This is a genomic window from Clostridium sp. AM42-4 (genome assembly GCF_003480105.1).
GTDB lineage: Bacteria > Bacillota > Clostridia > Lachnospirales > Lachnospiraceae > Brotaphodocola.
The window spans coordinates 39,649-55,542 of the sequence record NZ_QUIK01000006.1; the positions used below are offsets into that span (position 1 = coordinate 39,649).

A 15,894-nucleotide genomic window follows, 5' to 3' on the forward strand; every position below is an offset into this window, starting at 1 on the left:
CTTATTTTTAAACCTATAATTTTTTCAGTTTTGTCTCGCCGGTTGCGGCTCCGGAAGCAATGGCTTCCTCGATCTCCTCGTTGCTGTAGCCCACATGCTTCATCAGCTCTACGGTGTGCGCGCCCTGGGATCCGCCGATCACATATTCCGGCTCGCCCATGCTGCCGAAGCGGATCGGGTTGGTCGGCATAAAGCGCTCGCCAGACGGATACGGGATCTTTGCCAGGATGTGGTTGGCTGCTGCCTGCTCATCCTTGTAAATATCCTCCGGCTCCATGCAGGCCTCACACGGCATGTCGTTCGCTTTCAGGCGCTCCATCAGTTCCTCTCTGGTAAACTTCGCGATCGCGCGGTCTAACGCTGCGACAACTTCCTGGTTCAGTCCGTTTGCGTTGATGCTCTCGCAGCGGCGGTACTTCTCTTTCGCTTCCTCCGTTAACATCTCCGGAGCGTCCAGAACGGTGAACATCTTCTCGTAGTCACGGTCATACTCCGGACAGCAGATGCATACCCATTTGCCATCGCTGGTACGGAATACATCATTGAACGGGTTTACGACCTCCGTACGGTTCTTCGGATACTGGTTGCCGTACTGTGCGGAGATCAGGCCGGTGCTGAGGGCATAGACAGCTGCGTGATGCAGGCTGACGGTTACTTTGTCGCCCTTGCCGGATTTTTCTCTTCCATATAAAGCAGCGCAGATACCGGAAGCCAGAGCCAGGGAAACCTGGAAATCACCAAAGCCGTTGGTCGGGATCATCGGCGCGTCACCGCGGTTTACCGTGGTTCCGAATACGCCGCCTCTTGCCATGTAACAGGTTACATCAAATCCTGCAGTATCTTTTTCCGGTCCGTTCTCGCCGTAACCTAATACCTGTGCGAAAACCAGACGCGGGAATTTTTCTTTTAAGGTGTCATAATCCAGACCCAGTTTCTTTAAAGATTTGGTTCTGGTATTGGTAACAAAGACATCTGCCTCCGCTAACAGGCGGTAGGCAATCTCAAGACCCTTCGGGTCTTTTAAGTTCAGAGTAATAAATTTCTTATTTAAATTGGCTACATCAAAAGCCAGATTTTCTTCATCGTTATAAGGCATGTTAAACACTGCCCCCTGGGTTCTCGCCGGATCGCCTTTTGCGGATTCAATCTTCACGCAGTCAGCGCCCCACTCACCCAGTACACGCACCGTAGTCGGTGCTGCCAGATAAGTTGTCAGGTCTACAACCTTAATTCCTTCCAAAGGTTTCATATTATATTCCTCCATTTCGGTCCGGTCAGGTTCTCCTCCGGACCGGTATAAAGGGGAACAGGGCCCCAGGTCCAAGTAAGAACCTGATGACCCTGTTTTAGGCAATTCTATATTCTTTCTGGTTATCGTATGAGTGATTCCGCGTTTTCACGCGGTTTTGGAAACGTTTTGTTTTCCGAAATTACAGCACGTACTCCATATGAGCGCCGTGTTTGATGGTGTTTCTGGAAATGGTGATTCTCTGAACGGTCGGAGCGCCCTCCTCAAGCCACATTGCGCGGCAGTCGCGGTAGAGTCTCTCAACCGGGCCGTACTTGCAATCCTCGAAGTAGCCTACGCCGCCGAAGATCTCCAGCATCTCATCGCTGACTTTTCTGGTAGTATCGATACTGAACAGCTTACACATAGCAGCTTTCTCCTCGATGTACTCGCCAGTCGGGTTCTCCATGTAAGCCTTTGCGAAATCGTAAACCATGCAGCGCAGTGCGTGTACCATCATGGACATATCTGCGATCTTTACGCGGATAGCCTGACGGGTTCCGATCGGTTTGCCGAAGGTTACACGGTCATGAGCGTATGCTAAGGACAGCTCTAACATTCTCTGTGCCATACCCAGGTTACTTGCTGCGATATGAGCGCGGGATACGGATAAGGAGTGCATTGCGATCTCAAGTCCCTGTCCCTCACGGCCTAACAGATATTTCTTGTCGATGCGGCAGTTGGTGAATTTCAGATCGCCATGTCCTGCACCGCGGCAGCCCATCATGTGCGGCATGTTGATAACTTCGAATCCCGGTGCATCCATCGGTACGAAGAATGCGGACAGTCTGTCATCTTTGTCGGAATCCGGGTTGGTTACTGCAATCACATATGCGAACTCGCAGCAGTCGGTGTGGGAGATCAGAGTCTTTTCACCGTTTAATACATAGCTGTCGCCATCTTTTACTGCGGTAGTATGTAAGTCAGCGCCGGTACCGCCGGTAGCCTCAGTCAGTGCGAAGCAGGTGAACACTTCCTTGTTCTGGAACTTGGACATGTACTCTGCTTTCAGCTCCGGGCTGCCGTAATCATCGAGGATTCTCCAGTTCAGATCCATTGCGTAGTGCAGATGCATTCTCATTCCGCCCGGGCCTCTGGAGAACTCTTCCTGTACCTGTAAGATCTCAAGCTCGTTTAAGCCCCATCCGCCGTACTCTTCCGGTAAGGAACAACGGTATAAGTTGTTCTCGATTGCAAGATCGTAGAACTCCTGCGGGAATTTGTTGGTTACCTCGACTTCTTTCTGGATCTCTTCAAGTGGTCCCTCTGCCAGCTCGCGGATCTGCTTTAAGTAAGCCTGGAACTCTTCCTTTGTTAACTTGCTCATGTGATATCCTCCTTATATGAGTTGTTCATTTTGATTGTTTTCTTTTTATCTTATGTTGCGATTTCTTTAACAATCTTGATGACGTTATTATACTGTGTGGAACAGGAAATATCCAATCGGCTGTATCCGAATAAATACATCTGATTCATCGGAAAAAACTATTAATCGTTTTTTTGCTTGTAAATGGACTTTCCGGGTGCTATAGTCTAGCGTGTGAAGGTGTAAATAGCATTTTTGAAGCTTATTTTTTCTGTTTTTAGTGTTATTTTTCTGATTTGTGCAGTTAATTTCGCTATTTTTAACGTCAGAAGATTTCACTCCTGCTTCTACAGTGTTTTTTATCTTACTTCAAATATTGTTTTTTAACGAATGGAGGATTTTATGATCACAAGACCGGAAATATTAGAAGGGATCCGGCGGCACATTCAGCCGATCCGGGGACAGGAAAATCTGAAGCTGCTGGAGATTGAGCCGGGACATGCCCGTCTTTCTATAGAAATAACAGAGGAATGTTTAAACCTGTACGGCAACGCGCACGGAGGGTTTCTCTTCTCCCTCTGCGACATTGCCGCCGGGATGTCTACCTATGCTTATGAGGTTGTAAACGTAACCCAATGCGCCGGGATCAATTTCGTGAAGGGAGTCAATTCCGGAACTGTGTATGTAGAAGCGAACGCCGTTCATAAAGGAAGAAAGACCGTGGTGACACGCGTGGATATTACAGACGCGAGCGGAGAAGTGCTCGTGACGGGAAACTTTACGATGTTTCTGGGAAAGGAAATATAATACCAAAAGGTCCGAAAGAAGGCAGACCGGCATACTGCTACGCATAAATATCGATCCACTGTGTTCGGACGCTGCAAGCTGACAGTTGTTTGTGGATAGTCGGACTAATCGTCCGCCTCCCTCAAACACCAGTCGCTGCAGAGCCGGACACAGCGGTCGTATTTCTGCTTCACAGTATGCCGGTCTGCCTTCTTTCTACTATACTGGTTATTCCACAATTATAAATCACACAACCAGAACAGTACTAATAAAAACTAAAGCGTTTATCACAACAATTATGGCTTTATCAATACAGTTCTGGCTGTGTTTTATTTATCTCGCAGCGAAGCCAATACAGTAGAAGGCGGTCGGTGCGGTATCCTGCGTAGCATAAAGACAGGTATGACGTTTTCGGGAGGCGGACGATCAGTCCGAACTATCCGTAAACGGCTGTCAGCTACATCGTCCGACCACAATACCTGTCTTTTGCGTAGCGGGATACCGCACCGACCGCCTTCAGACCTATATTAATTTCGCCCTTAATTTTTATTTCGCTTTTACGAGGTCTTTGATAACTTCTGACGCAATGATGAGTCCTACTACGGACGGAACGAATGCGTTGGAGCCTGGGATGTCCCGGCGTTCAGTGCACTTGTGGGCTGCTCCCGGCGGGCAGATGCAGTGATTGCGGCAGCTGATGGACATATCTTCGATCGGTCTGGTCGGCTGCTCCTTGGAGTAAACCACTTTTAACTTCTTCACGCCACGCTTCTTTAACTCCCGGCGCATAACCTTTGCCAGCGGGCATACGGAAGTTTTGTAGATGTCTGCCACCTCAAACATAGCCGGGTTTAACTTGTTTCCGGCACCCATGCTGCTGATGATCGGCACTTTTTTCTCCTGCGCTTCTATTACAAGCTGAAGCTTTGCGGTTACGGTATCGACTGCGTCAATCACGTAGGAATACTGGGAAAAATCAAAATCATCTTTCGTTTCCGGCAGGTAAAAGCACTTATGGGTGGTTACTTTGCAGTCCGGATTGATATCGTGGATGCGCTCTTCCATCACGTCTACTTTGTATTTTCCAACGGTCTTTCTGGTTGCGATGATCTGACGGTTTAAGTTCGTCAGGCATACCTTGTCGTCGTCGATTAAGTCAATGGCTCCAACGCCGCTTCGCACCAGCGCCTCCACCGCATAGCCGCCTACACCGCCTACGCCAAACACGGCTACTCTGGACTGCGCCAGGCGCTCCATCGCCTCTTTTCCAAATAATAATTCTGTTCTTGAAAACTGATTTAACATCGTATCTACCTTTCTTTTGTTACATATCCCTGCTCTGTTCAGGACAGCCAACGCTGCTGTCCTGTGCTGCCCGGTCCGTGACTCAGGCAAGGTGCACCAGCACCATATACACCACAGTCCCTACGGTAATGCTCAGAATGGAACTTTTTTTCCAGATATGGACTGCTGCCGTCACCGCCACGCCCGCAAACAGGATCAGATTATCCTGCAGGGCAGATGCCGGGACACTCTTTAAGCAGTATACCACAAGAGTTGCCATAATTGCCATAGGAAATACATTTCCCAGATACTCGATTCGTTTCGGAAGTTCTCTTTTATTCAGCAGTAGGAACGGAAGCGCCCGCAGGCCGAATGTCAGCACTGCCGGAACCAGGATTGATAACAAAATATGCCATGGTCTCATCATTTTCTCCCCCTTCTCATACAGATTTTCCGGAAATCGTTTTTCCGATAGCAGCTTTTCCAGAAACAGGCTTTGTGGAAATCGTTTTCCCAGAAACCGCCTCTTCCATTTTCCTTTTTCCTGGTGTAAAAATCAGCAGAAATGCCGTTGTCACCATCAGAGACGGCAGCATAAACCGCGATGCCCCAAAGGCCAGAAGAAATACCACTGCGCTGATCCCGCCGATCACTGCAGGCGCATGATTCCAGCTCTTTCTCCACTGATCGATCAGAATGGTAACAAATAATGCTGTCATGCAGAAATCCACACCCTCAAAATCGAACGGGATGATCTGCCCCAGCAGCGCGCCGACCAGAGTTCCAATGAGCCAGTAGGCACGGCTGAGCCACGCAATATCAAACATCACCTGATGATGGTCCAGTTCTTTCGGATACTCCAGGGAACAGTACAGCGCGTAAGTCTCATCCGTCAGGGAAAAGATCATGTACGGATAGCACTTTCCCATACTTTTGAACTCTTTTAAGAACGTGACTCCATAAAACATATGGCGGCAGTTCATGGCCAGCGCCGTAAACGCAATCGTGGCAATGCCCGCCCCCGCAGAAAGGAACGATACGATGACAAACTGAAACGCACCGGTATAGACCGTGAGACTGACCAGATAAGCCCAGTAAAAGGGAAATCCGGCCTGGTTCATCATGATTCCGAATGCCATGCTTAAAAATAAATAACTGAACATGATCGGAATGGTCTTTCCCAGTGCGTATTTCAATTCTCGGTTCATCGGCAGGTTCCTCATCTTTCATTCTCTTGCAATACTTCTGTTCTGCGTGGTTCTTCCGGCATTCACCCGAAACCCCCACGTTTTTACAGGTATTTGAACGAAATTATAAAGCAATTCACCTACCATGTCAATATGTGTTTATAGGATCAAACTCAGTACGTTATAATAAATCGTCATAAACAGAATAAAGGTGATCGATGCCGGCAATGTTTTTTTCACCAGGTCACCAAGCGTTACATGAAAATAATCTGATGCCACCACCAGGCACACATGGGTCGGTGAAATCTGACTGGCTGCATGAGCCACGCACATCAGATATACCATAAGCGGCGCTCCTCCCGGGATTCCAGAATTCTCTGTAAAAATGTAATGAGATACAGCGATAACAGCACAGAAAACGAGGACCATGTTGTAAGCGTTTTCAAGGTCCGCTGTACAATTTCCATCGGCGGAATCCGATAGAACAAAATGGTTGCGAGAAGTCCGCCCAGAATCGCCTGGTATAACGGCCTCTTACACGCCAGCAAAATAATAATTACCGCAAATACAATCCCAAGATACACAATCTGCATGAAGGTTCCTCCTGTTTCGTAACTGTATCAGTGATCTGATTCCTTCATATTAACGGATCTGCTCCTGTTTTGAAATATACCAGCAAATTTGTAAGTCACTATCAATTTTCATAGTGAAAACGAAGCATGCCACCGGCTTTTTCTCCCGCCCCATAATGCTGACTGCGATTGATGCTGTCTGTAACCTGATTTACGTTTTCTGCTTGTAAAATCCCGCATTTCTTCATATACTTAATAGAATATACGGAGGTATCCTTATGTCTCTCATTGAACTTTTTCTTCTTGCTGTCGGACTGTCTATGGACGCGTTTGCCGTTTCTGTGTGCAAAGGACTTTCCATGCAGACGATGCGTCTCAAACACGCGTTTGTCATCGGTCTCTATTTCGGCGGTTTTCAGGCACTTATGCCATGGCTTGGCTACCTGCTTGGCATCCGCTTTCAGGGTGCCATCAAAACCTATGACCACTGGATTGCGTTCATCCTGCTTGGCATCATTGGCTTTAACATGGTCAAAGAATCCCTGGAACAGGACACCGAATCCTGCGACGCGTCTGTGGATGTGAGGACCATGCTGCTGCTCGCCATCGCAACAAGCATCGACGCGCTGGCGGTCGGCGTCACCTTCGCATTTCTGGAAGTACGGATTTTTCCGGCAATTGCCTTTATCGGATGCACCACCTTTTTTATTTCCGTGATCGGAGTCAAGGTCGGCACCGCGTTTGGAGCACGCTACAAATCCAGGGCAGAACGGACCGGCGGCATCATTCTGATTCTGATCGGCTTCAAAATCCTCATGGAGCACCTGTTCTTCTAAAAGAGCCGGTGCTTTTTTTCACTTTATTTTTTTCGTTTCTCAGCACAGACCGCGTTTTTTGTGTACATTTCTTCTATATTATGGTATGATTTTTTTATTCTGACAAAAGAAAGGTATCCCTATGTTAAACACGATCGAATCCATTAATAATGTGATCAACAACTTCATCTGGGGAGTTCCTGCCATGATCTGTATCATTGGTGTTGGCCTTTACTTAAGCTTTGGCCTGCGCTTTCTGCAGATCCGCAAATTCCCTTATGCCATCCGTGTGACCATCGGACGCATTTTCCGCAAACGCGATGCTTCCGACGGTGCCATGACTCCGTTCCAGGCAGTCTGCACAGCTCTGGCTGCTACCGTTGGAACCGGAAACATTGCCGGTGTCGCAGGCGCGATCGCCATTGGCGGCCCGGGTGCCGTCTTCTGGATGTGGGTTTCCGCGGCTCTTGGCATGTGCACCAAATTCGCTGAGGTGACACTCGCTGTCCACTTCCGTGAGAGAAACAAAAACGGAGATCTGGTCGGCGGACCGATGTACTACATCAAGAATGGTCTCGGACCAAAATGGAACTGGCTTGCTGTTCTGTTTTCCACTTTCGGTGTTCTGACCGTATTCGGAACCGGAAACGCAACCCAGGTTAACACCATCACCACTGCAATCAACTCTGCGTTAGAGAACTACCAGCTCATCAACGACCAGACAAAGCCGGTTGTCTGCCTTGTGATCGGCATCATTCTTGCCTTTCTGGTAGGCCTTGTGCTTCTTGGCGGCGTTAAGCGTATCGGAAACGTGGCTGAGAAACTGGTTCCGTTCATGGCGCTTCTCTACATCCTGCTTGCTCTCGGCGTGGTACTGCTCCACGCAAGCCGCATCCCGCTCGTGTTCTCCATGATCTTTGAGGGCGCGTTCAACCCGCAGGCGGTAACCGGAGGCATCATCGGAAGCTTCTTCACAAGTATGAAGCGCGGCGTATCCCGCGGCATCTTCTCCAACGAGGCCGGTCTTGGTACCGGATCCATCGCCCATGCCTGCGCAGATACCAAAAAACCGGTCAAGCAGGGCTTCTTCGGTATCTTTGAGGTGTTCACCGATACCATCGTCATCTGTACGCTGACTGCTCTGGTTATCCTGTGCAGCGGCGTTCCGGTAACCTACGGACAGGCTGCCGGCGCAGAACTGACCATCTCCGGCTTTACCTCCACCTACGGAAGCTGGGTATCCATCTTCACCGCAGTGTCCATGTGCTGCTTCGCCTTCTCCACCATTATCGGATGGGGTCTTTACGGCGCGCGGTGTATTGAGTTCATCTTCGATGAGAAGGTCATCAAACCATTCATGGTAGCTTACTCCCTGGTTGCGATCTTAGGCGCGACCGTAGATCTGGGACTGTTATGGAGCATCGCGGATACCTTCAATGGACTGATGGCGATCCCGAACCTGATTGGTGTGTTCCTGCTGTCCGGAACAGTATTTAAACTGACAAAAGAATATTTTGAAACGGAAGGCAAGAATGCCTAGCTGAAATAAAAACGAGAGCAGATTCTATCGATCATATCAAATAGAATCTGCTCTTATTTTTTATTCTAACGGAATCTCCTGAAATCCTTGTGGAGTTAATACCGTTACCTTGCGGAAGCCGCAGTCATAGGCAAGTTTCTGAGCCTGATCGAAGGCGTAGGCGATGGTGTCTGCGCTGTGGCTGTCGGAATTGATTATGATGCGACCGCCCATGGCGTGAAGTTCTTTTAACAGAACCGGGTTCGGGTACGGCGCGGTGCGGTAGCCGCGGGACATGGCTCCGGTGTTGATTTCAAACGGGAGTCCCTGGCTGTTTAACTTTTTCATGGCAGCGAGCGCTGGTTCGAGGTAGGCATCTTTCGTTTCATTGAAATGCTTATAGCCCTCATTGAATTTGGTGAGCAGGTCAAAATGGCCGACCCAGTCGCAGTGAAGTTTATCGTAAACCGTTGCTTCCAGCTCATAGTAATCTCTCGCGAACGCATACCAGTCGCCGTTCCAGAGTGTTTCCACCGCACAGACCAGCTTTTCCTCCGTATCATCCACCGTTACCAGATGCCCGTCTTTTAAGACACTGTGCGTGGATCCGATGGCGTATTCCGCCTGCTGCACCGGTCCCAGCGTGTCGAGTTCAATCCCGATATAAAGATTGATTTTTCCGGCATACTCTTCCCGCAGTGCTTCGAGTTCCTGCTTATACGCGGCAAGCGCCTCATCGGACATGCCAAACCCCGGTTCCCACATGGAATAATCCGCATGGCCGGAAATCCCAAGATCCGTCAGTCCCATGCGGTACGCCGCCTCCACCATCTGGCGCGGTGTGCTCTTTCCGTCACAGTAAGTTGTGTGTGTATGAAAATCTGCGCGTAATTTCATCGTATTCTCTGTCCTTTCGCTCTTTTTTGTTACGGTGCGCCTTTCCTCCTCTATCCGGCATAAGGAATCTGTTCAAAACAGTCGTACTCACTGACACCGTTAATCTTCCACTCCCATTCGCCATCCCCTTTTCGTACCGGGATCCGGCAGGTGCGTCCATCATCCAGCTCTGCTTCCACGAAGCTCATGCCATCCGTACCGGTAATGGTAAAGGAACTGCCAGACGGAATGGTTTCCGGTTTTTCCGCGTTTTTCTCCACTACCGTCACCTCAAGATCGCGGGTAGATACCAGCACGATCGGATTTTCCCGGCTGACCGGGCCAAGACGGAAGAGCGTGCCATCGCTTGCAGGTACGCCATCCTCTCCCACATGGTAGATCCGGTATGCGCTGTAGGTTCCAAGAACATCTTCCCAATCCCACAAAATGAAATGCTCCGGGTCCGTGATCGGAGAATCATACCACGCACGGCCGCAGTATGTCAGATAGACCGGCGTTCCGGTGCTCAGGTCAAAAAGATTCAGATAGCGGATGTCATTATCGTCCTGATGCTGCAGATACAGATACGTTTTCCCTTCTTCCGTATGAAGGATACAGCCTTCCGAGGAATAGCCGCCGGAAGCGCCGTAATCCTGCTCCATCAGGAAAGCGGTACTGTAAGAAGTATCACCGCAGGTCACCGTGATGGCTCCTCCGTTTCCATATTCATCGCGATCCACCGTATAGCTCACAGATTCTTTTTTTCCGTCGCCATCCACATCCACGTCTGCGGTTCCATTCTCCGGAAGTTCTTTTACATAGGAGGTTTTCTGTGTGCCATACTGCTGTTTTACCAGTCCTTCCGCAAAAGGAATTTCTACGCTGACTGGTCCTGCCGCATATGGCGCAATGTCATACTGGTTAAACCAGATGGTTACCCCTTCGTCGGTAAGGAACCAGCGTATCGAACTGTAATCCGCGTTTTCACCGTAAAACATGGCTTTTACAGTGTCCTCATACCCTTCAAAAAACATATCCGGGTCGTTCTCTTCCGGCAGTTTTGTGCAGACATAATCATAAATTCCATCGTAATCAGCCGCAATATCCTCCAGAGACAATTCTTCTCCCGTTTTTGTATCATACGTGATTCCTGTGATATAAGTATATGGATGCGCGCCGCCAAGCCAGGTATATTCCGTCTGCATCAGGCAGAGAACCCTTTCAGCTGCCCGGACCGCCGTTACGGTGAGTTCCGACTCCCAGCCATTGTTTTCCATCATCTCCGGATTGGTCTGGTACATCATGCGGGCATCTTCCCGGTTCTCCTCCAGAAATGCCTTCTGTGCATCCAGATTCTTCTGATTCAGCGCATCCAGGGATTTCTGCAATTCCGGGTGGTTCTCATCCAGAAGATGCACCTGAGATGTTTTCACGGAAATCAGGGATTTTCCATCCTCCCACTCTCCGTCGTACTCTGCCGGAATCTCTAAGAGGATTGTCCCGGAAGTTTCGTTCTGTCTGTCAGATTCTGACTCCGGCACTTCCTCTGCATCCGTCCCGGATTCCGGTTCCTGCGCAGCCGGATCCGCATCATGATTCCGTTCCTCGCCGGAGATCCGCTCCACACTCGCTGCTTTTTTTCCGCATCCTCCTGCCATGCAGGATGCCGCCATCACCGCTGCCGCCATCATCAATATCTGTTTTTTCATACTCTGATCTCCTCCATTTCCAATAGATATCTTTCTGTGTAAGACTGCCGCCAAACAGATTCATACAGAAAATGCCCTGCCGCAATCATCGCTTGCGCACAGGACATTTCATTCTGTTTTCCGGTCAAATCCGTTCCCTTCTATCTCGCGAACAATACCAGCTTCTGTGCCTGGTTCTCGGCATTGCTCCAGACAAGCAGGTTACTGCCCTGTGCCACATCTTCCAGGGAAACAATCTGTCTGGTCAGGTATGGCATGATGCGGCAGTCTGCTGCTACCGCGTACTCTGTACCTGCAGTGGAAACCAGCTTCCAGTTTCCGTCCGCGTCTGCTGTCATGGATTTTACAGTGATGTACTCCGGCGCTTTCATATCCGCCGGAATCTTTGCAATAAGGACCTCACCGCTTGTCTGCGGCGGCAGGCTCATGGTCATGGCCGGTCCGATGTAGGCGTATACGGTATCGCCTTCCTGAAGATCTTTTAAGTCAACCGGATAGCCGTTCTCCCCATCGAGGATCAGCGTATCACCGGAAATCTGTACAATGACATCGCCCTCGATCATGCTGCCGGACGGGCAGTTTAAGTCAATGCTGCTTCCATTCACACTCGTAATGCTGCCCCAGATCGGTGCCTGCGCGCTCTCCTCCTGGCTTCCTGCTGTTCCTGGTCCCGGCTGTTCTGCTTCGGCCTGCGCCGTGCTGCTTCCTGCAACAATGGTCGGGGACTGCGCCGCGCAGGCAGTGATCACGCCTGCTGCTGTCAGCAGTGCAGCCATGCCGATCGCGGTAATGGTTTTATTATTTTTCTTTCTCATAGAATCTATCTCCTGCAGGCACATTCTTATATCTTTCCTTATCATTCTCCCGGGCGAAAGGAAAATGTGTAACACGGATGATCGCCTTATCGCCAGGTTCCAGCCTTGCAAGCGGCTGATCGCTTTCATACTTTATATTTTTCATTCTTTTCCTCTACGATGCTGTCAAAATCATATATTATCAAATCAGACTATGTTTCACACAATAGCGGTACACTCCGTCTTCAGCCACATGGTCACAGGTATCTGCTGCCACTGCTTTCAGGTCATCGGATGCATTCTCCATGGCAACGCCCATATCTACCGCCTGGAACATTTCAATGTCGTTGTTTCCATCCCCAAAAGCCATGGCCTGTGACCGGTCAATGCCATAATACTCCAGCATCTTCGAAATGCCGGTTCCTTTTCCTCCGCCTGCCGGGATGATATCCACCGCGCGATCCCACCAGGACGTAATCTTAGCTTCTTGGGTATTCTGCAGCACCTGCGCATATTCTTCCTTGCGACAGGCCATTAAAAGCTGATAGACCTCTCCTCTGGAGACTTCATCAAACTCATCTGAAATCGTGACCTTCTGGTTTCCAAACGCATAGTACTCCTCCAGATCTGGATCCGTTCCATTGGAAATGAGCCTGTCCTTTGTTGCCACCGACAACGCCCGCTCCATGGAAGCCGCATTCTGTATGATTGTCTGAACATCTTCCAGAGACATTGGATTGCTGTAAATCGTTTTGCTGCCCTCATAGCAGTAACATCCGTTATAGGTCAGGTATGCATCAAATTCTACACCCTCAAACTTTGGCACTGCAAGAGGAGATCTTCCTGTGGCGATGCAGATACGGATGCCGTTTGCCCTTAGTTTCAACAAAGCTTCACGGGTTTTCGGTGAAAGATCTTTTTTCCCAAAATCCAGAAGCGTGCCGTCTATATCAAAAAAGATGATTGCCGGTCTGTTCATGTAATTTCCTCTTTTTTGCTTTATATGATTTCTGCTCTTATTATTTGATATACGATCAAAATCTTCCTTTAATGACCTGGTTTCTTCTAAAATAAGCACAGTTCATCCCCTCTATCAGTCCTGCTCCAGGAAAGATCAGCAGCGCAAACATAACTGTCATGGCTATTAGAATTTTACTGATTGCAGATCTCCCTTACCATTACTTTTTTATAAATCGCTCATATATGTATAATGCAATAATGATTGCGGGGGTGTATACAAAGACATTTGCAATAGCTTGAATAATTACTCCACCAAGATAAGTCAATATAAAACCTGATGTCATTCTTATCACCTCTCCTGTTTTTATAATTTCCGAGTATCTCTTTCGTTAAATAGCCTGTCTCAATGATTGCATTACTACATAAATGACAAATTCTTTTTATACAACAATTATATCATATACTCATTAATAATGTCATAAAAAGCATGGCTTTCATGAATGTTTAAGAATATTTACAAGACCCTAAATTTATTATTACGGCAATTCCCAATCACCTATGCTCAGCTCAAAATTCCCGCTATAAATAATAGGATTTCCCATCGCTGCCCTTTGATTGTACACCTCATAACGGCTCAGTGCTTCGGTTCCGCCCGGCATATACTTTGCCAGTGTATGAAACCGGTCAAAATTATAATACCGCGTGAGTGCAGCCGGTATCCCCTCATAGCGTTCGTTCTGATAGGTTTCAGCGATCCCGTTTATCTCACCTCCTGAATAAGTATATGCCAGGTCAGAATAGCCGGAAGAAACGCTGCGAAGCAGGCTGTTCGGATAATACCAGGTATATCTTCCACTGGTTGTGTCCGGGTCTCCGTAAATTTCGGTCTTATGCGGCAGGCTCTGGCAAGTTGCAAAATCATAATCGGATTTTTCGTCTGTCATCACATTAAAAGCATAATCATATTTCATCGCGATCTGATCAAATGCCGCATCCACATCTTTTACCGTGATCTCCCAGTCCCATACTCCCTCTGTTTCCCTGCGGTCTTCTCTTCCCATGGATGCCAGAATGGAATACATATAGAGCATCTGCCAGTCCAGCCGGAGCATACACTCCGTATCTTCGTTGCTGACCAGTATCTGCTTACTCACATATTCCTCAGCATCTTCATACCAACTTCCTTCTTCATCTTCATGCTCGATCTGGTACTCCCGTAATCCGTATACGGTGATAGAGCGTTGCAACATATACTGGGTCTCATAGTCATATGCTTTCTGCAGCAGGTACAGAAGCGTATCCCGGTCTATCTTTAAAATCCGGTAATCGCTCTCGGTCAAAACCACATCGTTTTTGATGGCATTCAACATCATGGCATTGGAAACACCGCCTGCTGCCGCACTCGTATTAAGTGAACCAATAAATGCACCGTCATAGTTTCCATCCAGGCCGCCCAGATGTGTGGCCCCATTCATAAATGCAAAGCAGGCCGCCAGCTGCTCCGTTTCCCAGCGGTTTCTCTGGGAAGGGTGCCGCCTCGCCTCTGCCTCATATATTTTGCTAAGCCATTCCCGCTCATCAATCCCTGGAGAATATGTACTCGTTGCGGACCGTAAACCATTCTTTGTATTATCCTTACTGACGGTTGCTCCGTTTCGGATGGCCAGGGACCAAATAGTACCCCGAAGGGCCGGGCTGTATTCTTTTATATTGATGCCATAATTGGATAGCATTCCACGCTGCGCCGGCAGATAATAAGCCTCGTAGGCAGTCCGGCTCTGCAGCCCTGCAAATTCATCCGGATAGTTCATATAAGCGGCGTGCCATGCATTAATCAGGGATGCACGGTTGGAATATAACGGCGGGTTTATCATACTCGGCTTTGTATCCGTCTCCTTTCGGTAGCCACTTTCAATGGAAGACATATCAATAAACTGCTGGAACGCTCCATAGTGCGCCTGATTATAGGAAACGCAAAATTTCAGGAAATCCACCAGGGAATACCCGATATCGAACTGGTAGCAGCCATATGCATATCCGCCATCGCTTCCTGCAAGGTTAAACCGTTCCCTTCCAGACTCAAATACCGTCCAGCCGGTCCAAACCGTTCCTCCCGGCACCTGCATGACGATCCCATTATCAGGTCCATACCCGGACGAATCTGCAAAATAAGCATCATCTGAGGAATCATCGGTACTTTCATCAAGCAAATTCAAATATGGCCGGAAAAAGTAAACCTGTCTCGCCGACCGGTAGCCGGTATTTGCCAATGGTTCATATACGGTGCCGTATTTTTCCCCTTTTGCATGGATTACCTGCCCATTTCCCGCATACATCATCATGTGATTACCAGATGGTCTCCCATACCAGATTACATCTCCAGGCTGAAGATCCGCTTCCTCTATAAACTGTTTGTTTCTAGTCGCAAAATCCTTCCACCCAACCGTTGTCATGCACCACTGCGCTCCCATGATAGCTTTTAAGTCAAAGCCAGCCTCCTGATAACAGCGCGCAACCATGGATGAACAGTCCCAGGATCCTTCCAAGGTTCTCTTTGCCTGGCTGTAAGACCAGTTCAAACGTGACCTCGCTATCGCAACCGCCCGTTCCCCGATTTTATTATAGAATGAGATGTCTCCAAAGGCCCACGAATCATTTCCCGTGTTGAACTCCATATTGAACAGACTCTTCAGTGCATATTTCATGTGGTATACCGATGCAATACCAATTCCAACCGTTCCTAATGCAACAAGCACCACACTGATTATCACAAGCCACTTTAATTTTTTTATCATTCG

16 protein-coding genes are annotated in these 15,894 nt (G+C 48.6%); 3 read left to right on the plus strand and 13 right to left on the minus strand.

What is annotated here, in order from left to right; all coding sequences use genetic code 11:
• Positions 1 to 13: 13 nt before the first annotated feature.
• Both DW922_RS06220 and DW922_RS06225 read right to left on the minus strand, forming a co-directional pair.
• Positions 14 to 1,249, minus strand: a complete 1,236-nt coding sequence (locus DW922_RS06220) for a CoA transferase (protein ID WP_118542934.1) — start codon at positions 1,247 to 1,249, stop codon at positions 14 to 16.
• Between the two features lie 181 nt (positions 1,250 to 1,430).
• Entirely contained in the window at positions 1,431 to 2,615 is a 1,185-nt protein-coding gene (locus DW922_RS06225; RefSeq protein ID WP_118542897.1) for an acyl-CoA dehydrogenase family protein, read from the minus strand.
• A 381-nt stretch (positions 2,616 to 2,996) separates the two neighbouring features.
• Here DW922_RS06225 and DW922_RS06230 point away from each other — a divergent pair, with 381 nt between their 5' ends.
• Entirely contained in the window at positions 2,997 to 3,401 is a 405-nt protein-coding gene (locus tag DW922_RS06230; protein ID WP_118542896.1) for a PaaI family thioesterase, read from the plus strand.
• Between the two features lie 525 nt (positions 3,402 to 3,926).
• Here the strand turns inward: DW922_RS06230 and DW922_RS06235 are convergent.
• From DW922_RS06235 to DW922_RS17610, 5 genes are all read right to left on the minus strand, one after another.
• On the minus strand, positions 3,927 to 4,685 hold the full coding sequence (locus DW922_RS06235; protein ID WP_118542895.1) for a tRNA threonylcarbamoyladenosine dehydratase: 759 nt from the start codon (positions 4,683 to 4,685) through the stop codon (positions 3,927 to 3,929).
• Positions 4,686 to 4,767: 82 nt separating this feature from the next.
• Positions 4,768 to 5,091: an AzlD domain-containing protein gene (locus tag DW922_RS06240; protein WP_118542894.1), complete on the minus strand. Its 324-nt coding sequence runs from the start codon at positions 5,089 to 5,091 to the stop codon at positions 4,768 to 4,770.
• Between the two features lie 13 nt (positions 5,092 to 5,104).
• Positions 5,105 to 5,872 (minus strand): AzlC family ABC transporter permease, encoded by a 768-nt coding sequence (locus tag DW922_RS06245; protein ID WP_118726149.1) that lies wholly within the window; start codon positions 5,870 to 5,872, stop codon positions 5,105 to 5,107.
• A 138-nt stretch (positions 5,873 to 6,010) separates the two neighbouring features.
• Positions 6,011 to 6,196, minus strand: coding sequence for a DUF401 family protein (locus DW922_RS06250; RefSeq protein WP_207664503.1), 186 nt, complete (start codon positions 6,194 to 6,196; stop codon positions 6,011 to 6,013).
• Entirely contained in the window at positions 6,184 to 6,444 is a 261-nt protein-coding gene (locus DW922_RS17610) for a hypothetical protein (RefSeq protein WP_182431710.1), read from the minus strand. The genes DW922_RS06250 and DW922_RS17610 overlap by 13 nt, the downstream gene beginning before the upstream one ends.
• Positions 6,445 to 6,701: 257 nt before the next feature.
• Between DW922_RS17610 and DW922_RS06255 the strand changes: the two genes are divergently transcribed.
• Together DW922_RS06255 and DW922_RS06260 are read left to right on the plus strand one after the other, a co-directional pair.
• A complete protein-coding gene (locus DW922_RS06255) occupies positions 6,702 to 7,259 on the plus strand; it encodes a manganese efflux pump MntP family protein (protein ID WP_118542892.1) in 558 nt (185 codons plus the stop codon).
• A gap of 121 nt (positions 7,260 to 7,380) precedes the next feature.
• Positions 7,381 to 8,778, plus strand: coding sequence for a sodium:alanine symporter family protein (locus DW922_RS06260; RefSeq protein WP_118542891.1), 1,398 nt, complete (start codon positions 7,381 to 7,383; stop codon positions 8,776 to 8,778).
• 60 nt (positions 8,779 to 8,838) lie between these two features.
• Here the strand turns inward: DW922_RS06260 and DW922_RS06265 are convergent, their stop codons facing one another.
• From DW922_RS06265 to DW922_RS06285, 6 genes are all read right to left on the minus strand, one after another.
• The gene (locus tag DW922_RS06265) at positions 8,839 to 9,654 is read right to left on the minus strand and encodes a histidinol-phosphatase (protein ID WP_118542890.1); all 816 of its coding nucleotides are present in this window, start codon (positions 9,652 to 9,654) and stop codon (positions 8,839 to 8,841) included.
• A gap of 50 nt (positions 9,655 to 9,704) precedes the next feature.
• On the minus strand, positions 9,705 to 11,342 hold the full coding sequence (locus DW922_RS06270) for a DUF3298 and DUF4163 domain-containing protein (protein WP_118542889.1): 1,638 nt from the start codon (positions 11,340 to 11,342) through the stop codon (positions 9,705 to 9,707).
• Positions 11,343 to 11,482: 140 nt separating this feature from the next.
• Positions 11,483 to 12,157 carry a hypothetical protein gene (locus tag DW922_RS06275; protein ID WP_118542888.1) on the minus strand — a complete coding sequence of 225 codons (675 nt, stop codon included), beginning with the start codon at positions 12,155 to 12,157 and terminating at the stop codon, positions 11,483 to 11,485.
• Positions 12,141 to 12,302 carry a hypothetical protein gene (locus tag DW922_RS17465; protein ID WP_154106745.1) on the minus strand — a complete coding sequence of 54 codons (162 nt, stop codon included), beginning with the start codon at positions 12,300 to 12,302 and terminating at the stop codon, positions 12,141 to 12,143. Before DW922_RS17465 ends, DW922_RS06275 begins: the two co-directional genes overlap by 17 nt.
• 36 nt (positions 12,303 to 12,338) lie before the next feature.
• Positions 12,339 to 13,115 carry an HAD family hydrolase gene (locus tag DW922_RS06280; protein WP_118542887.1) on the minus strand — a complete coding sequence of 259 codons (777 nt, stop codon included), beginning with the start codon at positions 13,113 to 13,115 and terminating at the stop codon, positions 12,339 to 12,341.
• Between the two features lie 517 nt (positions 13,116 to 13,632).
• Positions 13,633 to 15,891 carry an NlpC/P60 family protein gene (locus DW922_RS06285; protein WP_195715015.1) on the minus strand — a complete coding sequence of 753 codons (2,259 nt, stop codon included), beginning with the start codon at positions 15,889 to 15,891 and terminating at the stop codon, positions 13,633 to 13,635.
• Between the last annotated feature and the right edge of the window lie 3 nt (positions 15,892 to 15,894).

What these genes read in the sequence shown, in the direction of transcription:
- DW922_RS06225 (WP_118542897.1), bottom strand. Translation starts at nt 2,615, where the DNA reads ATGAGCAAGTTAACAAAGGAAGAGTTCCAGGCTTACTTAAAGCAGATC.
- DW922_RS06250 (WP_207664503.1), bottom strand. Translation starts at nt 6,196, where the DNA reads ATGGTATATCTGATGTGCGTGGCTCATGCAGCCAGTCAGATTTCACCG.
- DW922_RS06230 (WP_118542896.1), top strand. Translation starts at nt 2,997, where the DNA reads ATGATCACAAGACCGGAAATATTAGAAGGGATCCGGCGGCACATTCAG.
- DW922_RS17465 (WP_154106745.1), bottom strand. Translation starts at nt 12,302, where the DNA reads ATGAAAAATATAAAGTATGAAAGCGATCAGCCGCTTGCAAGGCTGGAA.
- DW922_RS06240 (WP_118542894.1), bottom strand. Translation starts at nt 5,091, where the DNA reads ATGATGAGACCATGGCATATTTTGTTATCAATCCTGGTTCCGGCAGTG.
- DW922_RS17610 (WP_182431710.1), bottom strand. Translation starts at nt 6,444, where the DNA reads ATGCAGATTGTGTATCTTGGGATTGTATTTGCGGTAATTATTATTTTG.
- DW922_RS06220 (WP_118542934.1), bottom strand. Translation starts at nt 1,249, where the DNA reads ATGAAACCTTTGGAAGGAATTAAGGTTGTAGACCTGACAACTTATCTG.
- DW922_RS06245 (WP_118726149.1), bottom strand. Translation starts at nt 5,872, where the DNA reads ATGAACCGAGAATTGAAATACGCACTGGGAAAGACCATTCCGATCATG.
- DW922_RS06285 (WP_195715015.1), bottom strand. Translation starts at nt 15,891, where the DNA reads ATGATAAAAAAATTAAAGTGGCTTGTGATAATCAGTGTGGTGCTTGTT.
- DW922_RS06270 (WP_118542889.1), bottom strand. Translation starts at nt 11,342, where the DNA reads ATGAAAAAACAGATATTGATGATGGCGGCAGCGGTGATGGCGGCATCC.
- DW922_RS06255 (WP_118542892.1), top strand. Translation starts at nt 6,702, where the DNA reads ATGTCTCTCATTGAACTTTTTCTTCTTGCTGTCGGACTGTCTATGGAC.
- DW922_RS06260 (WP_118542891.1), top strand. Translation starts at nt 7,381, where the DNA reads ATGTTAAACACGATCGAATCCATTAATAATGTGATCAACAACTTCATC.
- DW922_RS06235 (WP_118542895.1), bottom strand. Translation starts at nt 4,685, where the DNA reads ATGTTAAATCAGTTTTCAAGAACAGAATTATTATTTGGAAAAGAGGCG.
- DW922_RS06280 (WP_118542887.1), bottom strand. Translation starts at nt 13,115, where the DNA reads ATGAACAGACCGGCAATCATCTTTTTTGATATAGACGGCACGCTTCTG.
- DW922_RS06265 (WP_118542890.1), bottom strand. Translation starts at nt 9,654, where the DNA reads ATGAAATTACGCGCAGATTTTCATACACACACAACTTACTGTGACGGA.
- DW922_RS06275 (WP_118542888.1), bottom strand. Translation starts at nt 12,157, where the DNA reads ATGAGAAAGAAAAATAATAAAACCATTACCGCGATCGGCATGGCTGCA.